This is a genomic window from Sphingomonas larreae (assembly GCF_051400595.1).
GTDB lineage: Bacteria > Pseudomonadota > Alphaproteobacteria > Sphingomonadales > Sphingomonadaceae > Sphingomonas.
In genome coordinates this window covers 198744-218457 of the sequence record NZ_JBLFFI010000001.1, presented here as the reverse complement: position 1 = coordinate 218457, position 19714 = coordinate 198744, and the positions used below count along the sequence as shown (strand labels likewise).

Here is a 19714-nt window from a genome sequence, read left to right as displayed (position 1 = left end):
GACGATGCCGCAATATACTCCCCCCGTGCGCGACACCCGCTTCGTCCTCGAGCAGGTAATCGGGCTCGATCGCTACGCCAACGTCCCCGGCTTCGCCGCCGCCACGCCCGACACGGTCGAGGCGGTGCTGGAGGAGGGCGGGCGCTTCGTCGCCGAGGTGCTGTTCCCGCTCAACCAGTCGGGCGATCAGGAGGGCTGCACCCGCCACGCCGACGGCAGCGTCACCACCCCCAAGGGGTTCAAGGAGGCGTACCGGCAGTTCGTCGAGTCGGGCTGGGGCACGCTGAGCGCGCCCGAGGCGTTCGGCGGGCAGGGGATGCCGCACGTCGTCTCCACAGCCTTCCAGGAATATATGATCTCGGCGAACATGGCGTTCGCGATGTACCCCGGCCTCGCGCACGGCGCGATCGCGGCGCTGGTGGTGAAGGGCAGCCCCGAGCAGCAGCAGAAGTACCTGCCCAAGATGGTGTCGGGCGAGTGGGGCGGCACGATGAACCTCACCGAGCCGCAGTGCGGCACCGACCTTGGCCTGATCCGCACCCGCGCCGAGCCGCAGGCCGACGGCAGCTACAAGATCACCGGCACCAAGATCTTCATCTCGGCGGGCGAGCATGACCTGACCGACAATATCATCCACCTCGTGCTGGCCAAGACGCCGGGCGCGCCCGACAGCTCCAAGGGCATCTCGCTGTTCGTGGTGCCCAAGGTGCTGGTCGAGGACGACGGCTCGCTCGGCGCGCGCAACGCGGTGACGTGCGGCTCGATCGAGCACAAGATGGGCATCCACGCCAATTCGACCTGCGTGATGAACTATGACGGCGCCACCGGCTGGCTCGTCGGCGAGGAGATGAAGGGGCTCGCCGCGATGTTCATCATGATGAACGCGGCGCGGCTCGGCGTCGGGCTGCAGGGGCTCGGCGTCGCGGAAACGGCGTATCAGAACGCGGTGCAGTACGCGAAGGACCGGCGGCAGGGTCGCGCGCTCACCGGCCCGGCCGAGCCGGGCGAGAAGGCCGACACGTTGTTCGTCCACCCCGATGTGCGGCGCATGCTGATGGAGGGCAAGGCCTGGACCGAGGGGCTGCGCGCTCTGTGCCTGTGGGGCGCGCTCCAGGCCGATCTCGAGCATTACGCTCCTGACGAGGCGGATCGCCAGCTCGCGGGTGACCTGCTCGGGCTGCTCACGCCGGTGATCAAGGGCGTCGGCACCGATCGTGGCTATGAGATCGCGACCAACGCACAGCAGGTCTATGGCGGCCACGGCTATATCGCCGAATGGGGCATGGAGCAGTATGTCCGCGATGCGCGGATCGCGATGATCTACGAGGGCACCAACGGCGTGCAGGCGATGGATCTGGTCGGGCGCAAGCTGGCGCAGAACGGCGGCCGCGCGGTGCAGGCGTTCGGCAAGCTGGTGATGGAGGAGATCGCGGCGGGCAAGTCCGAGCCCGCCACCGCCGATCTCGCCGTGCGGCTGGAGAAGGCCGCGGGCGAGCTGCAGGCGGCGACCATGTGGTTCCTGGCCAACGGGATGAAGGATCCCAACAATGTCGGCGCCGGGGCGGTGCCGTACATGCACCTCGTCGGCGTGGTCGCGGTCGGGCTGATGTGGCTGCGCATGGCGGGGGCGGCGGCCCGGCTGAAGGCGGAGGGATCGGGTGACGTCGCCTTCCTCGACGCCAAGCTGGTGACCGCGCGCTTCTTCGCCGAGCGCGTGCTGCCCGAGGCCGGCGCGCTGCGCCGCAAGATCGAGGGCGGCGCCGAGGCGATCATGGCACTGCCGCCGGAGATGTTCGCGGCGGCGTGAGGGTGCGGCTCTCAGATACCCCCCGGCACCGGGAGTGCGGCTTTGGCGTGCCCCCGGGCAAGCCAAGATGGTGCCCGGGGGACACCATCTCGCCCGCACTGGCAGCGCGTCAGCGCTGACGGAGGGGGGGCTCCGCTCGCGGGCCGGTGCGTTCGGGGTGAGCCCCCTCCACCACGCCCTGCGGGCGCGGTCCCCCTCGCCGCGGGCGGGGAGGATTGGCGCGCATCTTTCCCTGACCCTGCGGCGGATCGTTGCGAAGTCGCCGAACTCGCGTGTTGTGTACCCGTGTTCCGGCGAACGCCGGAACCCAGAGCCAAGCAGAGCAAGTCCTGCTGGTGCATGTGCCTCTAGGCTCCTGCGTGCGCAGGAGCGCAGCAAGGTGTCGAGCAGCGACGTCTTTAGGGGAGGGGTTGAGGGTGGAGCTTCGCCGTGACGGCGGCGTTCGTGGGGCCGCCAGCTTCCGGTCGGTCAGACCGCGACGGCGCGGGGCGCAGTTCACCTGTCGCTCCTGGTGAGGAGAGGCTTCTTCCACCCGCTCCCTCGCGCCGCCGCACGCCGTCGAGCGGCTCCGGCCCCGCCGGGAGCGCGCCGGACGGCGGCGCGAGCTGCGGAATCGGCTGGCGGCGCATGCACAGCCCCGGGCCGGTGCGCGGGAACTCCTTGCAGTTCCACAGCATCCGCTCGATGCCCGCATCCTTGTTACGGAGATAGCTGAACGACATCGCCGCGATCTGCTGCGGCGTCATCGTCGCCGATCCCGGCAGCTGCGCGCGGTCGGTCCAGCCCATGAACTTGCACCGCGCGCGCTCGCCGCACGCCGCGCGCGCGGCGTCGACGTAGCGCTCGGGCGAGTCGCCGCCCAGCACCATCGCAAAGGCGTCGTCATCGCCGGGCAGCGGTGTCGCCGCCGGGGCCGGAGCGGGCGCGCCCGCCAGCAGCGGCGCCGCCGCCGCGGTGGCGGCGTCCGCCTCGGCCAGCGCGCCGCCCAGCTGGTGTGCCGGCGACACCGCGGCGAGCGCGGCGATCACCGGCTCGGCGCTCGATACCGTGCGGCGGAAGGCGGGCGGCGTGCCCCACCATCCCGTCCAGCGGAAGAACAGATGGGTGTGGACCTCGGCGATCTTGTCGAGGCTGGAGCTCCAATAGGGCACCACCCAATCGGTGTGATAGTGGGTGGCGTAGCCGATCTTCTTCTCGACCTTGCCCGCCAGCGCGTCCGCCGCGACCTTGCGCGCGCGATCCCACGCGGGTGCGCCGGGATGACGCGCCAGCGCGCCGTCGCAGGTGAAGGTGAACTGGCAGCCGGTGCTGCGCTCCGACCCCTGGAACACCACCCCGCACACGGTTTTGGGAAACGCGGGATGGCGCAGCCGGTTGAGCACCACCTGCACCACCGCACGCTGCCCGGAGGGATCATCTCCCGCCTCGTACCAGGCCGCGGCGGCGAGGCAGTCGGTCGCGCGCGCCAGCGCCGCCGCGTCGCCGACGAAGCGGAACGGCTGCGCCGCCGGCCTGGGCCCGCGCACGAACGGGATGCCCGCGTTATAGGCGCGCGCCTCCTCGGCGGTGAGGTCCTGCAGCTCGACCGGCTCAACCTCGGGCAGCTCGGTCGGCGGTGCGACCCGCTGCGGCGGTCGTACCTTGGCCGCGATCGCGCGCGGCACCGCCGGGGTGCGCTGGATCACCACCAACGGTCCCGCGATCGCCAGCAGCGCAATGCCGCCGAGGATCGCGCCCAACCGCGCGCTGATGCCGCTCAGCTCAATTCTCCGGCAGGAAGTCCGGCACCGAGAGGTAGCGCTCGCCGGTGTCGTAGTTGAAGCCGAGCACGCGCACGTCGTCGGGCAGGTCGGGCAGTTTCTGCAGGATGGCGGCGAGCGTCGCGCCCGAGGAGATGCCGACCAGCATGCCTTCCTCACGCGCGGCGCGCCGCGCCATGTCCTTGGCCACCGCGGCGTCGACCTCGATCACGCCGTCAAGCGCCTGGGTGTGGAGGTTGGCGGGGATGAAGCCGGCGCCGATGCCCTGGATCGGGTGTGGCCCGGCCTGACCGCCCGAGATCACCGGCGAGGCCTGGGGCTCGACCGCGAAGACCTTGAGGTTTGGCCACTCCTTCTTCAGCGTCTCGGCCACGCCGGTGATGTGCCCGCCGGTGCCGACGCCGGTGATGATGACGTCGATCGGGGAGTCGCGGAAATCGTTCAGGATCTCCTGCGCGGTGGTGCGGACATGGACGTCGACGTTGGCGGGGTTCTCGAACTGCTGCGGCATCCACGCGCCCGGCGTCTGCTCCACCAATTCGAGCGCGCGCTCGATCGCGCCCTTCATCCCCTTCTCGCGCGGGGTGAGGTCGAACTGCGCGCCATAGGCGAGCATCAGCCGGCGGCGCTCGAGGCTCATGCTCTCGGGCATGACCAGGATCAGCTTATAGCCTTTCACCGCGGCGACCATGGCGAGGCCGATCCCGGTATTGCCGCTGGTCGGCTCGACGATCGTGCCACCGGGCCGGAGCGCGCCCGACGCCTCGGCTGCCTCGATCATCGCCAGCGCGATGCGGTCCTTGATCGAGCCGCCGGGGTTCGACCGCTCGGACTTGATCCATACTTCCGAGCCCGGAAAAAGCTTGCGGACTCGGATATGCGGCGTGTTGCCGATCGTCTCCAGGATGGTCTGGGCCTTCATGGCTGCGCTACTCCGTGCTGGGGTTCGGTCTCTAGCATCTCGGGCGGGTCAAAGGTCCGCGCGTTCTTGAGTTCCGGGAAGAGCCGCGACCATAGCAGCGTGATCGCGATCGCGCCGACGCCGCCGAACACCACCGCGCCCACGGGCCCGAGCAGCGACGCCATCAATCCGCTCTCCGCCTCGCCGAGCTCGTTCGAGGCCGAGATGGTGAGCTGCGACACCGCGCTGACGCGCCCGCGCATCGAATCGGGCGTGTGCAGCTGGATCAGCGAGGTGCGGACATAGACCGACACCATGTCCGCGCCGCCGGCGATGATCAGCCCGGCGAGGCTGAGCAGGAAGTCGGTCTGGAGCACCGGCCGCCCCGCGCCGAGCGCGACATGGGTGATGCCGAGCGCGTCGGTGACCTGGGTCGCCACGCCGAAAGTGAGAATGCCGAGCCCGAAGACGATCACCGACGTCAGCATCTTCACGCCCACGTTGCGCTTCATCGGGCGGAACGAGAACCAGATCGCGGTGCTCGCCGCGCCGATCCCCATGCCCGCCGCCAGCACGCCCAGCCCCGAAGCGCCGACGTGGAGGATGTCGCGCGCGAAGATCGGCAGCAGCGCGGTCGCGCCCGCCAGCAGCACCGCGAACAGGTCAAGCGTGATCGCCGCAAGCACCAGGCGGTTGCGGCGGACATAGGAGAAACCGTCGAGGATGCGCTGGAGCGGGCGGCGATCCTTCTGCGCCGGCGGCTGCGGCACCTTGCCGATCAGGAACATCAGTCCGAGCGCGAGCAGCAGCAGGCCTGAGATCACGCCATAGGCCACGTCCGGGTGGATCGCGAAGAGCAGCCCGCCGACACTCGGCCCCGCGATCGTCCCGAACTGCCACGCGATCGAGGAGATCGCGATCGCGGTCGGCAGGCTCTCCTTGGGGACGAGATTCGGCGCCAAAGCGGAATAGGCCGGTCCCGAAAAGGCACGCGCGATACCGATCAGCACCGCGGACACGAAAAGATACGGAAGGCCGAGCTGGCCCGACCAGGTCAGCAGACCGAGCGTGGCGGCGTTGAGCACCAGCAGTGCGGTGGTACCGCGCACGATCCAGCGCCGGTCGACCGTGTCCGCCACCAAGCCGACGACGGGGGTCAGCAGGAACAAGGGAATGAACTGCACCAGCCCGATCATGCCCAGGAGAAAGGCGGCGTCGCGGATGTCCATGGTCTGGCGCGCGAGGCTGTAGACCTGCCAGCCGATGATGATCGCCTGCGCGCTGATCGCGATCGTGCCCGCGAAGCGCGCCAGCCAGTAAGCGCGGAAGTTGGCGATGCGTAACGGGTGGCGCGGCGCGGCCGGCGGGTCGATCGGGGCGGGCATCGGAGCAGCGGCGTAGACCCGCACTGAAACCCTTGCAACCCGGTGGGGTTTGCAGTCCGACGCGACCCGCGCCTATAGGCCCCCATCTCCCCAAGGAATGAGGTCCTGTCCATCGTGGCAAAAGCCCCAGCACGCAGCCCGGCAATCGCCGGCGATACGCCCCCCGCCGACCCGATGAAGACGAATCGCGAGCGCCCGTCGGACCCGCGTCCGTATGAGGCGAGCAAAGAAGAGCTGCTGAAGTTCTACGAGGACATGCTGCTGATCCGCCGCTTCGAGGAGAAGGCCGGGCAGCTTTATGGGCTCGGGCTGATTGGCGGCTTCTGCCACCTCTATATCGGCCAGGAAGCGGTCGCGGTCGGGCTCCAGTCGGCGCTGACCGATGCCGACTCGGTGATCACCGGCTATCGCGACCACGGCCATATGCTGCTGTGCGGGATCCCGCCCAAGGACGTGATGGCGGAGCTGACCGGGCGTCAGGCCGGCATCTCCAAGGGCAAGGGCGGCTCGATGCACATGTTCAGCGTCGAGCATAAGTTCTACGGCGGCCACGGGATCGTCGGCGCACAGGTGTCGCTCGGCGCCGGTCTCGCGTTCAAGCACAAGTACAGCGAGGACGGCGGCGTCTGCCTCGCCTATTTCGGCGACGGCGCGGCCAATCAGGGCCAGGTGTACGAGGCCTTCAACATGGCCGAGTTGTGGAAGCTCCCGATCATCTTCGTGATCGAGAACAACCAATACGCCATGGGCACCAGCGTCAACCGCGCCTCGTCCGAGGACCAGCTGTACAAGCGCGGCGAGAGCTTCCGCATCCCGGGCCTGCAAATCGACGGCATGGACGTGCTGGCGGCGCGCGGCGCGGCGGAAGAGGCGCTCGCCTGGGTGCGCGCAGGCAAGGGGCCGATCATCCTAGAGATGAAGACCTATCGCTATCGCGGCCACTCGATGTCCGATCCGGCCAAGTATCGCTCGCGCGACGAGGTCCAGGCGGTGCGCGACAAGTCCGACCCGATCGAGGCGGTGAAGCGCGTGCTGACCGAGACGCACGGCGCCAAGGAAGACGATTTCAAGGTGATCGAGCAGCGCATCCGCAAGCAGGTCAACGAGTCGGCCGATTTCGCCGAGAGCACCCCCGAGCCGGATCCGGCCGAACTGTATACCGACGTCCTGGTGGAGAAGTATTGAGATGGCGATCGACATCAAGATGCCGGCGCTGTCCCCGACGATGGAGGAGGGCACGCTCGCCAAGTGGCTCGTCAAGGAAGGCGACACGGTGAAGTCCGGCGATATCATGGCCGAGATCGAGACCGACAAGGCGACGATGGAGTTCGAGGCGGTCGACGAGGGTACCGTCTCCAAGATCCTGGTGGCCGAGGGCACTGACGGGGTGAAGGTCGGTACCGTGATCCTGCAACTCGCCGGCGAGGGCGAGGAGGCGGGCTCGGCGGACTCGGCCGGCGCCGCCGCGACCAAGGACGATTCGCCGCGCGGCGACGCGCAGGCCGACGAGCAGAAGAAGCCCGACACGGTCGAGGATTCGGCGCACCCCGCGCAGGAGAAGGTCGACACCGGAGCGCGGCAGCTGTTCGAGGCCGCGTCGCACACGTCCGAGGTGAGCGATCCGGCCGTGCCTGAGGGCACCGAGATGGTGAAGCAGACCGTCCGCGAGGCGCTGCGCGACGCCATGGCCGAGGAGATGCGCGCCGACGCGCGCGTCTTCGTGATGGGCGAGGAGGTCGCGCAATATCAGGGCGCCTATAAGGTGACCCAGGGCCTGCTCGACGAGTTCGGCGACAAGCGCGTGATCGACACCCCGATCACCGAATATGGCTTCGCCGGCGTCGGCACCGGCGCGGCGATGGGCGGGCTGAAGCCGATCGTCGAGTTCATGACGTTCAACTTCGCCATGCAGGCGATCGACCACATCATCAACTCGGCCGCCAAGACCAACTACATGTCCGGCGGCCAGATGCGCTGCCCGATCGTGTTCCGCGGCCCGAACGGCGCGGCGAGCCGCGTCGGCGCGCAGCATTCGCAGAACTATGGCCCGTGGTACGCCAGCGTCCCCGGCCTGATCGTGATCGCGCCCTATGATGCGGCCGACGCCAAGGGCCTGCTCAAGGCGGCGATCCGCAGCCAGGACCCGGTGGTTTTCCTCGAGAACGAGCTGCTCTACGGCCGCTCGTTCGAGGTGCCCAAGCTGGACGACTGGGTGCTGCCGATCGGCAAGGCGCGCGTGATGCGACAGGGCAAGGACGTGACGATCGTGAGCTACTCGATCGGCGTCGGGCTCGCGCTCGAGGCGGCCGAGAAGCTGGCGGGCGAGGGCGTCGACGCCGAGGTGATCGACCTGCGCACCTTGCGCCCGCTCGACACCCAGACGGTGCTCAAGAGCCTCGCCAAGACCAACCGCCTGGTGGTGGTGGAAGAGGGCTGGCCGACCTGCTCGATCGCGTCGGAGATCGCCGCGGTGGTGATGGAGCAGGGCTTCGACGACCTCGACGCGCCGGTGCTGCGCGTCACCAACGAGGACGTGCCGCTGCCCTATGCCGCCAACCTCGAGAAACTGGCGCTGATCTCCGCGGACAAGATCGTCGCCGCGGTGAAGAAGGTGACTTACCGCAAGTAAGCGGCCGCTCCCTCTCCCCGCGCGGGGAGAGGGGCGCCTCACGGAGAGGCAGTTCGCGACGACGTTCGCGATGGCCGGAGTTGGCGCTCACCATCGTACATGCCCGTCATCCCGGACGTGATCGGGGGATCACGGTGCCGCATACGCCAGGGGCGTTGCTGACGCAGAACGGTGATCCCGGACCAAGTCGGGGATGACGCCGTGTTTCGGGCAGGCGCCGCTCTCGTCAGCTAGTCCGTACGGGGGGCGGCTGCGGCTCTCCTACAAACCGTCCACCGTGGTGCACTTGCTCTTGGCGGGAAATTGAGCAACCGGCGAGGGCGTCTGAAATTGCGTGCTGCGTGCGCGATAGGTCGCGTTGCGCGTGATCGCGGTCGACAGGTTGAGCCAGCCGAATGGACGGCGGCTGAACAGTGGCTGATAGTCGTACGTCACCTGGACGTGAAACAGGATCTCGTCCAGCGGCAGCACGCGCCCTGCGGGCAGCAGCGCCAGCGGGTTGGTCCGCGCGCAGCCGAGCAGCGGCGGCGCGGCGATGTAATTGCCGTCGAAGCGCTGCCACAGGAAGCGGTTCTCGATTACGCCGTCGACGTCGTCATCGGTGCCCTTGACGCTGCTGATCACCACGCGGCCGAAGTTGCGCAGGTCGTATGGCTGGGCGGTGATGTCGATCGCGCTGAACAGGTCATAGATCTGTTTCTCGCTTGCGCCGACCAGACCGACCCCGCTCTGCGCCACGAGGTCGGCAGTCATCGACGCCAGCCGCTGCGTGCGATTGTTCGCCATCACCCAATTGGCGAACTCAAGCCCAGCGAGCACGAAGCCGAGGAACAGCGGCAGCGACAACGCGAGCTCGAGCATGGCGATGGCGCGGCGCTCGCGCCACAGGCGCGACCAGATCGTGCGCGCGCTCACGAGCTGCGGCTCACGGCTTCGTTGCGCACCACCGTGGTGGCGGACAGGTTGACCAGCGACCCCATGGCCCATTGCGTGCCGAGAAAGCCGAACAAGACCTGCTTGGGATAACGCACCGTGATGCTGAGCACGTCGCCCGCGCCGCCCATCGTGCCCGTGATCGGGGTCGCCGGATCCCATTGCCCGTTGCGATTGCGATCCACGAAGGTCTCGCCCAGGTCGTACTTTCCGTTGCGATTGGCGTCGGTGTATACCTCGGGATAGGCCGTGCTGAAGTCGGCGAAGACGCGCGTGGTGATGCTGATCTGCTGGCCGGTGGCGAGCGGAAAGCTGCCCATCGCGGCGGTGATGCTCTGCCGCATCACCGTGTCCCGCGCGCTCTGGCTGTTGTCGATCGTAGCAGTGGCGATCCGCGCCGCCTCCACCACCGCGCCGTCGAGCACCAGACGCGCGATGAGCAGGTGGCCCAGCTCGATCGTGCCGCAGATGGCGGTGAGCAGCACCGGCAGGACCAGCGCGAACTCGATTACGGTGGCGCCGCGCCGATCGCGGAGCAAGGTGGGCGCGCGCGTCATTGCGTCAGATGCAGATCGACGAGCTCCGCGGCGACGTTCTGGAACGCGGCATTGAGCTGGATGGCGTTGGTTGTGCGATACACGCGGCCGGGCGCACAGGCATCGAACGCGGAGCTGATATCGGCGCTGTTGGCCACCAGCGCGATGATATAGACCTGCGGAGCATTGTCCTCGCGCTGGATATTGGCGCAGGTCTTGGCGAAGCGCCGCAGCATCTGCGTCTTGACGACGCCGGCGTCGTCCGACGAGGACAAGGTCTTGTCGGACCAGCGGCCATACCAGGTGAAGGTGCGATCGATATAGCCGTTCTGGTTGTGCCCGACCTCGTTGATCCCGTCCGTCATGAAGACGATCGCGCGGCGCGGCTTCTCCGCCGTCAGCCCGGGCGGGCGTGGGCGCAGGAACACGTCGTCACGCACCATCAGCCGATAGGCCCAGAGCAGGCCGGCGTGGTGAATAGTGCCGTTGGCCGGATAGATCGCCGCATTCGAATCGCGGATATATGCGGCATAGTCGGCCTTGTGCCGGTCGTAGAGCGGCAGCATCGCCTCTTCAGGGCATTGCCAGTTGGGGCTTTTGCCCGGCGTGGTGTTTTGCCCACCGTTGTCGGTAATGCCGCCGTTCGGGTTCACCCTCGAGGTGCCCGGCTTCATCGCCCATTTGGCATAATAATTCGGGATCTGCTTCCAGTCGATGTACCAGTTGGCGGACGTGCGGTCGCCCGTGGTCGGGTCGTAATAGCCGTTCTTCGGGCTGCTGAGCCGGACCACGTCGTCGTCGCTGGTCGCGCTGCCGTTGTTGAGCCCGATATAATAATCGTACAGCCAGGACCGATAGGCGGTGCTGTTCGCCAGATAATCCGCGCCTGCGTCGCCGTACGAGGTGGTGTCGAGCCGGTACAGATTGTTGCTCGGCTCACCGCCGTAGACATTGTAGAACTCGCCGGCCTTGTTGGCCTTTTCAGCGATGGTCGCGTTGCTTTTGACCAGCGCGGGCACATACATTGGCGGGACGAAAAACGGCATCACCGGCTTGTTGCCGCCTTCGCCGGGCAGCGTGCGCGTCACGTCCCAGGCGTCGGGCTCGGACACCGTACGGTCGGCGCTGAGGTCGCGCACGGTCGCGTCGTCCATCACGCAACCCTTCCAGTAATACGGGTTGGTCGGCCACGTCCCGTAGCTGTTCGCCTCGACGGTGGTGTTGAAGCCGTTCACCTGCGCCACCGCGCCGGGCCGGCGCGCCGCCAGCAGGTTGCCGACGTTGACGGTGATGTCATAGGGCACGAAGCCCAGCGCGAGGTCCTTGCGCTGGGTGCCCCCCTGGAAAAGGATATCGACGAAGCTGTTGGCGGCGTCCTTGAGCGCGGTGATCCGCGTCTTGCCGTTCGACAGATATTCTCTCATCGAGCCGGTGTTGTCCATCACCACCATGACCTCGAGCGAGCGCGGCTGGAGCTCGGCCTTGGCCACCGCGCGCATCGTCACCTCGCGGAAGCCGAACAGCCGCATGAACGACATGTCGAGCGTCGCCGCGGCATTGACGGTGGTGACGTTGACGCCGTTCACCACGGCGAAGGTTGGCACAACGGTGACATTGGTGGTGCCCATATAGGCGGGCGAGCGCGGGAAATTGCCGTCGAAGTAGGAATCGACCTGCCGGGTGCGGCTGTTGGCGCTGGTGTCGGTGACGCCGAAGGCGCGCGCGCCTGCCAGCGCGGCGGCGTCCACGCCGGCCTGCAACTGCGACTTGACGATATACATCCGCCCCGCGTCGATCGCACTGCCGAGCGATCCGATGCCGACGACGAGCGCCGCCGCCATGATCCCGACGGTGGAGCCGCGGCGGTCGCGAAGTAGCCCGGTGTGATCGGGCGTGCGAGGACCGGGGAACAAGCGTAAGCGGCTGCGCATCTCGTGTCTCTCGGTTCGCTCGCTCGGCCGCGAACTGGGTGGAGCCCGCGCTAACGTGACCAAGGTTGATATTTCGCCAACGATGTTCGGCCCCGAGCGCGCGCTGGCGCTCGGCTACGCGGCTGCGGCGGCGCGCGCGGGGCTCGCCGCACTCTTCGCGCTCGACGAGCGGCTGGCGGCCATCCTGCGGACCACGCGCGAGCCGCTCGTCGGGCAGATGCGGCTGACCTGGTGGCACGAGGCGCTCGCCGCGCTCGACCACGCGCCCCCGCCGGCCGAGCCGGTGCTCACCGCGCTCGCGCAGACCGTCATCGTGCGCGTGCCCGGCGCGACACTGGCGCGGCTGGTGGAAGGCTGGGAGGCGTTGCTCGACGTGCCGCTGGACGAGGCCTCGCTCGAGACGCATGCCGCCGCGCGCGGCGCCGGCCTGTTCAACGCCGCGGCAACGCTGCTCGGCGTCGCGCCTGATGCGATGATCGCGCGCGCGGGGGAGGGGTGGGCGTTGGCCGATTTGGCGCGCCACCTGAGCGACGCTGCGCTCGCCGACCGCGCACGGACGCTAGCGCATGCGCGCCTGTCCGCCGACGATCGCACGCGCTGGCCGGTCGCCGTGCGCGCGCTGGGCGCGCTGGCGCGACTCGCGCGACTCGATCTCGCCCCCGCGCCGCGTCCCGTCGGCCATCCGGCGCGCGCCGCGCGATTGCTTTGGCACCGCCTGTCAGGACGATAGGCGCGCGGGCTTGCACCGCCGCCGCGGCGCTCGATAGCCTCGCCGCGAGCGGGCGGAGGAACGAGGATGTGGCGGTATCTGGTGGGTGGCGTGGCGGCGCTGCTAATGGTGGGCGGCGGATGGCTGATCGTCGGCGGGCAGGCGCGTTCGGACGCACCGCTCACCGCACCTGCGCCCGCCCCGCGTGCCAGCGATACCGCCATCGCCACGACGCCGCCGCCCGATCTGCCCGAGGCCGGCGAGGCACGTCGCGCCCAGGCGCGCTTCACCCGCTTCGATCGTGACCGCGATGGCAAGGTGAGCCGCGCCGAATTTCTCGAGCCGCGGCGCAAGGCGTTCGCCAAGTTGGACCGCGACGGCGACGGCAAGCTGACGTTCGACGAATGGGCGGCGCGCACGGTAGATCGGTTCGCCGCAGCCGACCGCGACCATTCCGGCACGCTCGATCCGCATGAATTCACCGCCACCGCACCCAAGCGCAAGCCGCACCGCGAGTCGCGCTGCGCAGAGCCGTCGCACGACGAGTGATGCGCGGCGCGCTGGGGCGTATCGACGCTGCAGGCCACCGATCGTCTTCCCTGCCGCACAGGGTATATCCGCGACGTCGCAACCACTCGCGCGCGCGGCCGCCCGACCGAGTTCGACGCAGCGTGTAGCGACGCTGGCCAGCCCATTCTCCGTGTTCGGAAGAAACGCAGACAAGCCGATCAAAAGCGCGAGCCAATCGGCAAGGCGCGCGCTGCGCGAAGTAGATGTTCGGTACGACCTGCGACGTTGCGGTCCGCGTCGCGCCGCCGAGCGGGCGCGCTCCCTATGTTATGCCGCCATCCACGCCGCCAGCGCGGTGCGCGCGCGATCGGTGTAGAGCTTCTTGCGGTCGGCCTTCTTGGTACGGCCGGGGATCGGCGGGAACAGGCCAAAGTTGACGTTCATCGGCTGGTAGCTCTCCGCCTCGGCGCCGCTGGTGATATGACCGAGCAGCGCGCCCAGCGCGGTCTCGATCGGCGGCGGCGTCATCGCCCTGCCGCGCAGCTCGGCTGCGGCGAAGCGCCCCGCCAGCAGCCCGATCGCGGCGCTTTCGACATAGCCCTCGCAGCCGGTGATCTGCCCGGCGAAGCGCAGGTGCGGGCGCGAGCGCAGCCGCAACTGCGGGTCGAGCAGTTCGGGCGAGCGGATGAAGGTGTTGCGGTGGAGCCCGCCCAGCCGCGCGAATTCGGCATTCTCCAGCCCGGGGATGGTGCGGAACAGCCGCACCTGCTCGGCGTGCTTGAGCTTGGTCTGGAAGCCGACGATGTTCCACAGCGTGCCCTGCGCATTGTCCTGGCGCAGCTGCACTGCGGCATAGGGCCAGCGTCCCGTGCGCGGATCGTCGAGCCCGACACCCTTCATCGGCCCAAACCGCAGCGTCTCACGGCCGCGCTCGGCCATCACCTCGATCGGCATGCAGCCCTCGAAATAGGGCACGTTCTCCCACTCGCGATATTCGGTCTTCTCGCCGGCGAGCAGCGCGTCGACGAAGGCGTGATACTGGTCCTGGTCGAGCGGGCAATTGATGTAATCGGTGCCCTCGCCCTTGTTCCACCGGCTCTGGAACCAGGCGGTGTCGAGGTCGATCGAGTCGCGGTGGACGATCGGCGCGATCGCGTCGAAGAAGGCGAGTGCGTCGCGCCCGGTCTCGCCCGCGATCTGCTCCGACAGCGCGGGAGCGGTGAGCGGGCCGGTGGCGATGATCGCCGGCGTCTCGGGCAAAGTGTCGACGCGCTCGCGCGCGATCGTCACGTTCGGGTGGGCTTCCAGCGCGGCGGTGACCCCCGCGGCAAAGCCGTCGCGGTCCATCGCCAGCGCCGAGCCGGCGGGGACGCGGTGGCGATCGCCCTCGCGCAGGATCAGCGAGCCGAGCGCGCGCATCTCCTGGTGGAGTAGGCCGACCGCGTTGCTTTCGGCATCGTCGGAGCGGAAGCTGTTCGAGCAGACCAGCTCGGCGAGCTGATCGCCGTGGTGGGCCGGGGTGGTGTCGGCCCCGCCGCGCATCTCGGACAGGCGGACGCGGAGCCCCGCCTCGGCGAGCTGCCACGCCGCCTCGGACCCGGCAAGTCCCCCGCCGATCACGTGAATGTCATGTTCCATGCGGTGCGCGATAGCGGCTCGCGCTTGCCTTGTCAGGTGTGCGCGCCCAGCGTGGCGCGATGACGATCTTCACCATTGGCTATGAGGGCGCGACGGTCGACTCCTTCCTGGCCGCGCTCGCGCGCGCCGGCGTACGGCGCGTGATCGACGTGCGGGCGCTGCCGCTGTCGCGCCGTCCAGGTTTCTCCAAGTCGTCGCTCGCCGCGGCGCTGAAGGAGGTCGGCATCGACTATGTCCATCTCAAGGCGCTTGGCACGCCCAAGCCGGGGCGTGACGCGGCGAAGAAGGGCGACGTCGCCACGCTCACCGCGGTGTATGATGCGCAACTCGCGCTCCCCGAGGCGCAAGTGGCGGCGGCGCGGATGCTGGAACTGGCGGACGACACGCCCAGCGCGCTGCTGTGCTTCGAGCGCGACCCGTGTCATTGTCATCGCACCCTGTTACTGCGCGAGGCGGCGGCAGGGCGCGAGGTGGTCGATCTATACGCTTGAGCCTGGTCGGTCGCGACTACGATCGGGCGAGCGGTCAATGATCCAGCGGGTAGAGCGCGGCGGCGATCTGGCGCTCCTCGGCGCGGAGCACGCCCCAGGCGCGCGCGGCGGCGCGGCTGTCCATCGCCTCGATGCCGATCCCTTTGGCGTCGAGCGCTGCCACCAGCGCGCGCGGAGCACGGCGCAGCGTCGCGCCGGTGCCGAGCAGCAGAAATTCCAGCGGCTCGCCCAGCAGTGGCGCCAGTGTCGCCTCATCGAGCGCCTCGAGCGCGGGCGGCACCCAATTGTCCGCGCGGGTCGCGGTGAGCAGCAGCGCGGGGTAGACCCCCATCGTGCCGTCGGGCGCGTCGACGCGATAGCCGCCCGCGCCGAAGCCGCGGACGAGCGGCCCGGCAGCCGGCCGGTCGCGATCCATCCGCATCAGCTGCGCGGTCCGACGCGCTCGGCGTTCTCGATCCCGCCGCGCTTGGGCGCTGCGGCGCCTTCGGGCTCGGCGCGCAGCCCGAGCGAGATCAGCAGCGACGACGACACGTAGATCGACGAATAGGTGCCGACCACGATGCCGAGGATCATCGCCGCGGTGAAGCCGCGCAGCACGTGTCCGCCGAGGAACAGCAGCGCCAGCAGCGCGAGCAGGATCGTCAGCGAGGTCATCACCGTGCGGGGGAGGGTTTCGTTGACCGACAGGTTGATGATCTCGCGCATGTCCATCTTGCGGTAGCGCCGCATATTCTCGCGGATGCGGTCGTCGATCACGATCTTGTCGTTGATCGAATAGCCGATGATCGTGAGCACCGCCGCGACGATGTTGAGATCGAACTCGAACTGCGTCAGCGCGAAGAAGCCGAGCGTCATCAGCAGGTCGTGCACGATCGCGACGATCGTCGACACGCCGAACTGCCATTCGAAGCGGAAGATCGCGAACAGCCCGATACCCAGGATCGCCAGCACCACCGCGAGGACGCCGTTGCGGATCAGCTCGCTCGACACCTTGCCCGACACCGTGGAGTAGCGAAGGAACGTGGTGCCGGGGAATTTGGCCGCCAGCGCACCCTCGACCTTACGCACCGCGGCGTTGGTCGCGCCCTCGTCGCCGCCGCGCTGGACGGGGAGGCGGATCGTCAGCAGCGTGCCATCGCCCACCGGCTGGATGTTGGCGTCCCCAAGCCCCTGCGCATCGACCACCGAGCGGACGGTGTCGATCGCGGGCGGCTGCGCGAACTTCTCCTCGATCATCAGGCCGCCCTCGAAGTCGACGCCGAAGTTGAGGCCCTTGTAGACGGTGATGCCGACCGCGAGCACGCTGAGCAGCAGCGTCAGCGCGAAGGCCACGCCGCGCAGCCGGACGAAGTCGATATTGGTGTCGTCGGGGACGAGCTTGAGCAGTTTCATATTACCTCGTCACCGCGCGGGGCGCGGGTGCCGTGCGAGTGTCGGTCGGGCGCGGCGTCATCGGTCCGGACGCCGTCATATGTTGATCGTCTTCGGCTTGGTGCGGCGCAGCCAGCCGGCGACGAGCATGCGCGTGAAGGTCACCGCGGTGAACACGCTGGTGGCGATGCCGATCAGCAGCACCACGGCAAAGCCCTTCACCGGGCCGGAGCCCAGCAGGAACATGATGATGCCCGAGATCGCGTGGGTCACGTTCGCCTCGAAGATCGTGCGGCTGGCCTCCTTATAGCCCAGCTCCACCGCCTGGACGACCCCGCGCCCGCGGTGCCGCTCCTCGCGGATGCGCTCGTTGATCAGCACGTTGGCGTCCACCGCGGTGCCGATCGTCAGCACGAAGCCGGCGATGCCGGGCAAGGTCAGCGTCCCGCCGATCAACGCGAGCACGCCGAGGATCACGAACACGTTGATGACCACGGCGAGGTTCGCGTAAAAACCGAACCGGCCATAGGTGACGAGCATGAACGCGACCACCAGCGCCACCGCCACCGCGGAGGCGAGGATGCCGGCATGGATCGAGTCGGCGCCGAGGTCGGGGCCGACCGTCGATTCCTCGACGATCTTGAGCGCCACTGGCAGCTTGCCCGAGCGCAGCGCGATGGCGAGCTGGTTGGCGCTGTCGACCGTGAAGCCGCCGTTGATTGCGGCGCGCCCGCCGATGATCGGCTCGTTGATGTTGGGCGCCGAGATCACCTGATTGTCGAGGATGATCGCAAACGGCTTGCCGACATTCTCCTGCGTCACGCGGGCGAAGCGGCGGCCGCCCTGGCTGTCGAAGGTGATCGAGACCTGCGGCGCGTTGGTCTGCGGCTCGAACTCCTGGCGCGCGTCGGTCAGCATGTCGCCGGTGAGGATCGCCTGGCGCTTCACCGCGATCAGCGGGAGTCCGGCAGGATTGCCCGGATAGGGCAGCACCTGGCTGCCCGCGGGCGCCTGACCCTTGGCGAGCGACTGCGGATCGGCGTTAAGGTCGACCAGCTTGAACTCGAGCTTGGCGGTCTTGCCGATCAGGTCCTTGAGCGCTTGCGGGTTCTGTAGACCCGGCACCTGGACGACGATGCGGTTGGTGCCCTGGCGGATGATCGTCGGCTCGCGCGTGCCGAGCTCGTCGATGCGGCGACGCACCACCTCGGTGGCGTCCCCCATCGCGGTGTCGACCGCTTGCGCGAGCCCCGCCGCGGTCGGCGTCAGCACGAAGCGGCTGGTGTCGACCACCTGGATGTCCCACTGGCGCTGCCCGGTCATGCCCGCGCCGGTGCCAGTGATCTGCAGCAGCCGCTCGCGCGCCGCGTCGACCTGGCTGGGATCACGCAGCAGGAACGAGAGCTGGCCGTTGCGGCTCGAGATCTCGCCGATCTCGATGCGCGGCGTCTGGCGGCGCATCTCGGCCTGGACCTGCTCGCGCATCGCCTCCACGCGGGTCGCGGCGACGTCGTTGGTGTCGGCCTCGAGCAGCAGATAGCTGCCGCCGGCGAGATCGAGCCCGAGATTGATCCGCGCGGGCTTGAAGCCCCAGCCCTGCGTCATCCGCTCGGGCAGGAAGCTCGGCACCGACAGCGCCACCAGCGCCGCCAGCACGAGCCAGATACCGATCACCTTCCAGCGGGGAAAGTCGAGCATGTCAGTCGTTCGCCGGCTTGCCGCCGAGCGGCGTCACTTCCGCCAGCGTCGCCTTGACGACGCGCACCCGCGTGTTGGCCGCGATCTCCACCTCGACGAAGGCGTCCTCCACCTTGGTGACGCGCCCCACCAGCCCGCCGGCGGTGACGACCGAGTCGCCCTTCTTTACCGCGCCGATCGCGCCCTGGAGCGCCTTCATGCGGCTCTGCTGCGGCCGGATCATCAGGAAGTAGAAAACGACGAAGACCAGCAGCAGCGGCGCCAGGCTGATGAAGCCGGCGAGGCCGCCGCTTTGGGCGGCGCCGCTGGCCGTCTGCGCGTAAGCGGGAGAGATGAGCATCGGATTCCGTGCATGACATTGGGGCGGCCGAAGCCCGGCCGCACGAAGCCGCTGCCGCTATCATCGCCGGCGCCCCGGCGCAACACGGGCTCGCCCCGCTGCGGCGCGGGTCCGTCCTGCACGGGCTGCGGGTAGCCGCTTGCATTGCCTGCAGACCGCGCGTAGAGGCGCCCCCTCGGTCGGGGCGTAGCGCAGCCTGGTAGCGCATCACACTGGGGGTGTGGGGGTCGCAGGTTCGAATCCTGTCGCCCCGACCAATCAATCAGGTCACATAGCTAGGGCCGTATGGCCCGCTCACTGTTGATCAGTAAGCACATAGCACTCACCGTGATGCCGGCAGCAAGGCCCGGCTAGCCGGATCATTCCATGGCGATGCTCCTAGCCGTGGCTCATGGGCTCAGTGTCGCGAAGGGCCGGGCACCGATGGCGAGGCGAGCGAGCTATGACAACGCCGTTTCGCCGCGTCGGAACGCCCTGCCGGCCTCCGGGGCTGGCGGTTCGGCGATCCGGTATCGAGCATGCCCGCGCTCCCGGACGAATGCGTTCCAAAGGGTTAATCGATCGTAGCCGTTGACGGTCAGCGGCATGCGGCGCAGCCTGTGCCTTCATCTCCTCGGACCGCGGCGGGGTATGCGCGCGCCAGACCATCTACGCTCGACCGAGCCGCGCGCGCGACCGCGCCACGTGACTGGCACCGCCCAGCGCGCTCGCTGCGTCGACCGGTTTGGCGAGCGGCGATGATCATCAGCTTCGAACCGTTCCCGGCGGCAGCGCAGGGCGATCCCTGTACGACCGTCGTCCGCGCGGGGGAATGGACGATCGCGATCCTCCGGCTCGAGGGGGCGGCGGGCCGGAGCAACGCGCGCTGGGTGATTGCCGACGCGTTCGGCTACCTCGCGGGCGACGAAGGCCTGGCGTTCGCGACACTGTTTCACGCGCGCTGCTGGTTCATCTGTCGGCTCGCGCAGTCCGGGCAGACGCTGCTGCGCGGACAGGTGGCCGAGAAACCGGCCCGTCGCGGGGGCGAGGCGCGGGCGATCCACTAATCATGAAGCGGCGGATACTCCCTTGGGGT

18 protein-coding genes and 1 tRNA gene are annotated in these 19714 nt (G+C 68.7%); 8 read left to right on the top strand and 11 right to left on the bottom strand.

The features are described 5' to 3' along the window. Nucleotides 1–4: 4 nt before the first annotated feature. Entirely contained in the window at nucleotides 5–1807 is a 1803-nt protein-coding gene (locus ACMGDM_RS01000; RefSeq protein WP_436802275.1) for an acyl-CoA dehydrogenase C-terminal domain-containing protein, read from the top strand. A gap of 398 nt (nucleotides 1808–2205) precedes the next feature. On the opposite strand, the gene ACMGDM_RS00995 is transcribed toward ACMGDM_RS01000, so the two are convergent. The 3 genes from ACMGDM_RS00995 to ACMGDM_RS00985 are packed head-to-tail and all read right to left on the bottom strand — an operon-like array spanning nucleotide 2206 to nucleotide 5853. Continuing rightward, nucleotides 2206–3546: a cell wall hydrolase gene (locus ACMGDM_RS00995; protein ID WP_436802274.1), complete on the bottom strand. Its 1341-nt coding sequence runs from the start codon at nucleotides 3544–3546 to the stop codon at nucleotides 2206–2208. A 22-nt stretch (nucleotides 3547–3568) separates the two neighbouring features. Next, nucleotides 3569–4489: a cysteine synthase A gene (cysK, locus tag ACMGDM_RS00990; protein ID WP_436802273.1), complete on the bottom strand. Its 921-nt coding sequence runs from the start codon at nucleotides 4487–4489 to the stop codon at nucleotides 3569–3571. Further along, a complete protein-coding gene (locus ACMGDM_RS00985; RefSeq protein WP_436802272.1) occupies nucleotides 4486–5853 on the bottom strand; it encodes an MFS transporter in 1368 nt (455 codons plus the stop codon). Before ACMGDM_RS00985 ends, cysK begins: the two co-directional genes overlap by 4 nt. 174 nt (nucleotides 5854–6027) lie before the next feature. Between ACMGDM_RS00985 and pdhA the strand changes: the two genes are divergently transcribed. Continuing rightward, on the top strand, nucleotides 6028–7038 hold the full coding sequence (pdhA, locus tag ACMGDM_RS00980; protein ID WP_436802271.1) for a pyruvate dehydrogenase (acetyl-transferring) E1 component subunit alpha: 1011 nt from the start codon (nucleotides 6028–6030) through the stop codon (nucleotides 7036–7038). 1 nt (nucleotide 7039) lies between these two features. Continuing rightward, entirely contained in the window at nucleotides 7040–8482 is a 1443-nt protein-coding gene (locus ACMGDM_RS00975) for a pyruvate dehydrogenase complex E1 component subunit beta (RefSeq protein ID WP_436802270.1), read from the top strand. Nucleotides 8483–8743: 261 nt separating this feature from the next. Here ACMGDM_RS00975 and ACMGDM_RS00970 read toward each other — a convergent pair whose 3' ends face one another. The 3 genes from ACMGDM_RS00970 to ACMGDM_RS00960 are packed head-to-tail and all read right to left on the bottom strand — an operon-like array spanning nucleotide 8744 to nucleotide 11882. Then, complete coding sequence (locus tag ACMGDM_RS00970) at nucleotides 8744–9397, bottom strand: TadE/TadG family type IV pilus assembly protein (RefSeq protein ID WP_436802269.1); 654 nt, start codon at nucleotides 9395–9397, stop codon at nucleotides 8744–8746. Further along, entirely contained in the window at nucleotides 9394–9972 is a 579-nt protein-coding gene (locus ACMGDM_RS00965; protein ID WP_436802268.1) for a TadE/TadG family type IV pilus assembly protein, read from the bottom strand. The genes ACMGDM_RS00970 and ACMGDM_RS00965 overlap by 4 nt, the downstream gene beginning before the upstream one ends. Next, complete coding sequence (locus tag ACMGDM_RS00960) at nucleotides 9969–11882, bottom strand: pilus assembly protein TadG-related protein (protein WP_436802267.1); 1914 nt, start codon at nucleotides 11880–11882, stop codon at nucleotides 9969–9971. The genes ACMGDM_RS00965 and ACMGDM_RS00960 overlap by 4 nt, the downstream gene beginning before the upstream one ends. Before the next feature lie 55 nt (nucleotides 11883–11937). On the opposite strand from ACMGDM_RS00960, the gene ACMGDM_RS00955 reads away from it, so the two are divergent. Further along, on the top strand, nucleotides 11938–12612 hold the full coding sequence (locus ACMGDM_RS00955; RefSeq protein ID WP_436802266.1) for a squalene/phytoene synthase family protein: 675 nt from the start codon (nucleotides 11938–11940) through the stop codon (nucleotides 12610–12612). Nucleotides 12613–12678: 66 nt separating this feature from the next. Then, nucleotides 12679–13140, top strand: a complete 462-nt coding sequence (locus tag ACMGDM_RS00950; RefSeq protein WP_436802265.1) for an EF-hand domain-containing protein — start codon at nucleotides 12679–12681, stop codon at nucleotides 13138–13140. Nucleotides 13141–13428: 288 nt separating this feature from the next. Here ACMGDM_RS00950 and trmFO read toward each other — a convergent pair whose 3' ends face one another. Beyond that, nucleotides 13429–14739 carry a methylenetetrahydrofolate--tRNA-(uracil(54)-C(5))-methyltransferase (FADH(2)-oxidizing) TrmFO gene (gene trmFO, locus ACMGDM_RS00945; RefSeq protein WP_436802264.1) on the bottom strand — a complete coding sequence of 437 codons (1311 nt, stop codon included), beginning with the start codon at nucleotides 14737–14739 and terminating at the stop codon, nucleotides 13429–13431. Between the two features lie 59 nt (nucleotides 14740–14798). On the opposite strand from trmFO, the gene ACMGDM_RS00940 reads away from it, so the two are divergent. Beyond that, nucleotides 14799–15230: a DUF488 domain-containing protein gene (locus ACMGDM_RS00940; RefSeq protein ID WP_436802263.1), complete on the top strand. Its 432-nt coding sequence runs from the start codon at nucleotides 14799–14801 to the stop codon at nucleotides 15228–15230. 34 nt (nucleotides 15231–15264) lie between these two features. Here ACMGDM_RS00940 and ACMGDM_RS00935 read toward each other — a convergent pair whose 3' ends face one another. The 4 genes from ACMGDM_RS00935 to yajC form a co-directional block, all read right to left on the bottom strand. Continuing rightward, nucleotides 15265–15651: an Mth938-like domain-containing protein gene (locus ACMGDM_RS00935; RefSeq protein ID WP_436802262.1), complete on the bottom strand. Its 387-nt coding sequence runs from the start codon at nucleotides 15649–15651 to the stop codon at nucleotides 15265–15267. After that, a complete protein-coding gene (gene secF / locus ACMGDM_RS00930; RefSeq protein ID WP_436802261.1) occupies nucleotides 15651–16622 on the bottom strand; it encodes a protein translocase subunit SecF in 972 nt (323 codons plus the stop codon). Before secF ends, ACMGDM_RS00935 begins: the two co-directional genes overlap by 1 nt. Nucleotides 16623–16697: 75 nt before the next feature. Further along, nucleotides 16698–18299: a protein translocase subunit SecD gene (gene secD, locus ACMGDM_RS00925; protein WP_436802260.1), complete on the bottom strand. Its 1602-nt coding sequence runs from the start codon at nucleotides 18297–18299 to the stop codon at nucleotides 16698–16700. A gap of 1 nt (nucleotide 18300) precedes the next feature. Continuing rightward, nucleotides 18301–18639: a preprotein translocase subunit YajC gene (gene yajC / locus ACMGDM_RS00920; protein WP_436802259.1), complete on the bottom strand. Its 339-nt coding sequence runs from the start codon at nucleotides 18637–18639 to the stop codon at nucleotides 18301–18303. 180 nt (nucleotides 18640–18819) lie between these two features. Here yajC and ACMGDM_RS00915 point away from each other — a divergent pair. Beyond that, a tRNA-Pro gene (locus ACMGDM_RS00915) sits at nucleotides 18820–18896 on the top strand. A gap of 480 nt (nucleotides 18897–19376) precedes the next feature. Further along, complete coding sequence (locus ACMGDM_RS00910) at nucleotides 19377–19685, top strand: hypothetical protein (protein WP_436802258.1); 309 nt, start codon at nucleotides 19377–19379, stop codon at nucleotides 19683–19685. The last annotated feature ends 29 nt before the right edge of the window (nucleotides 19686–19714 follow it).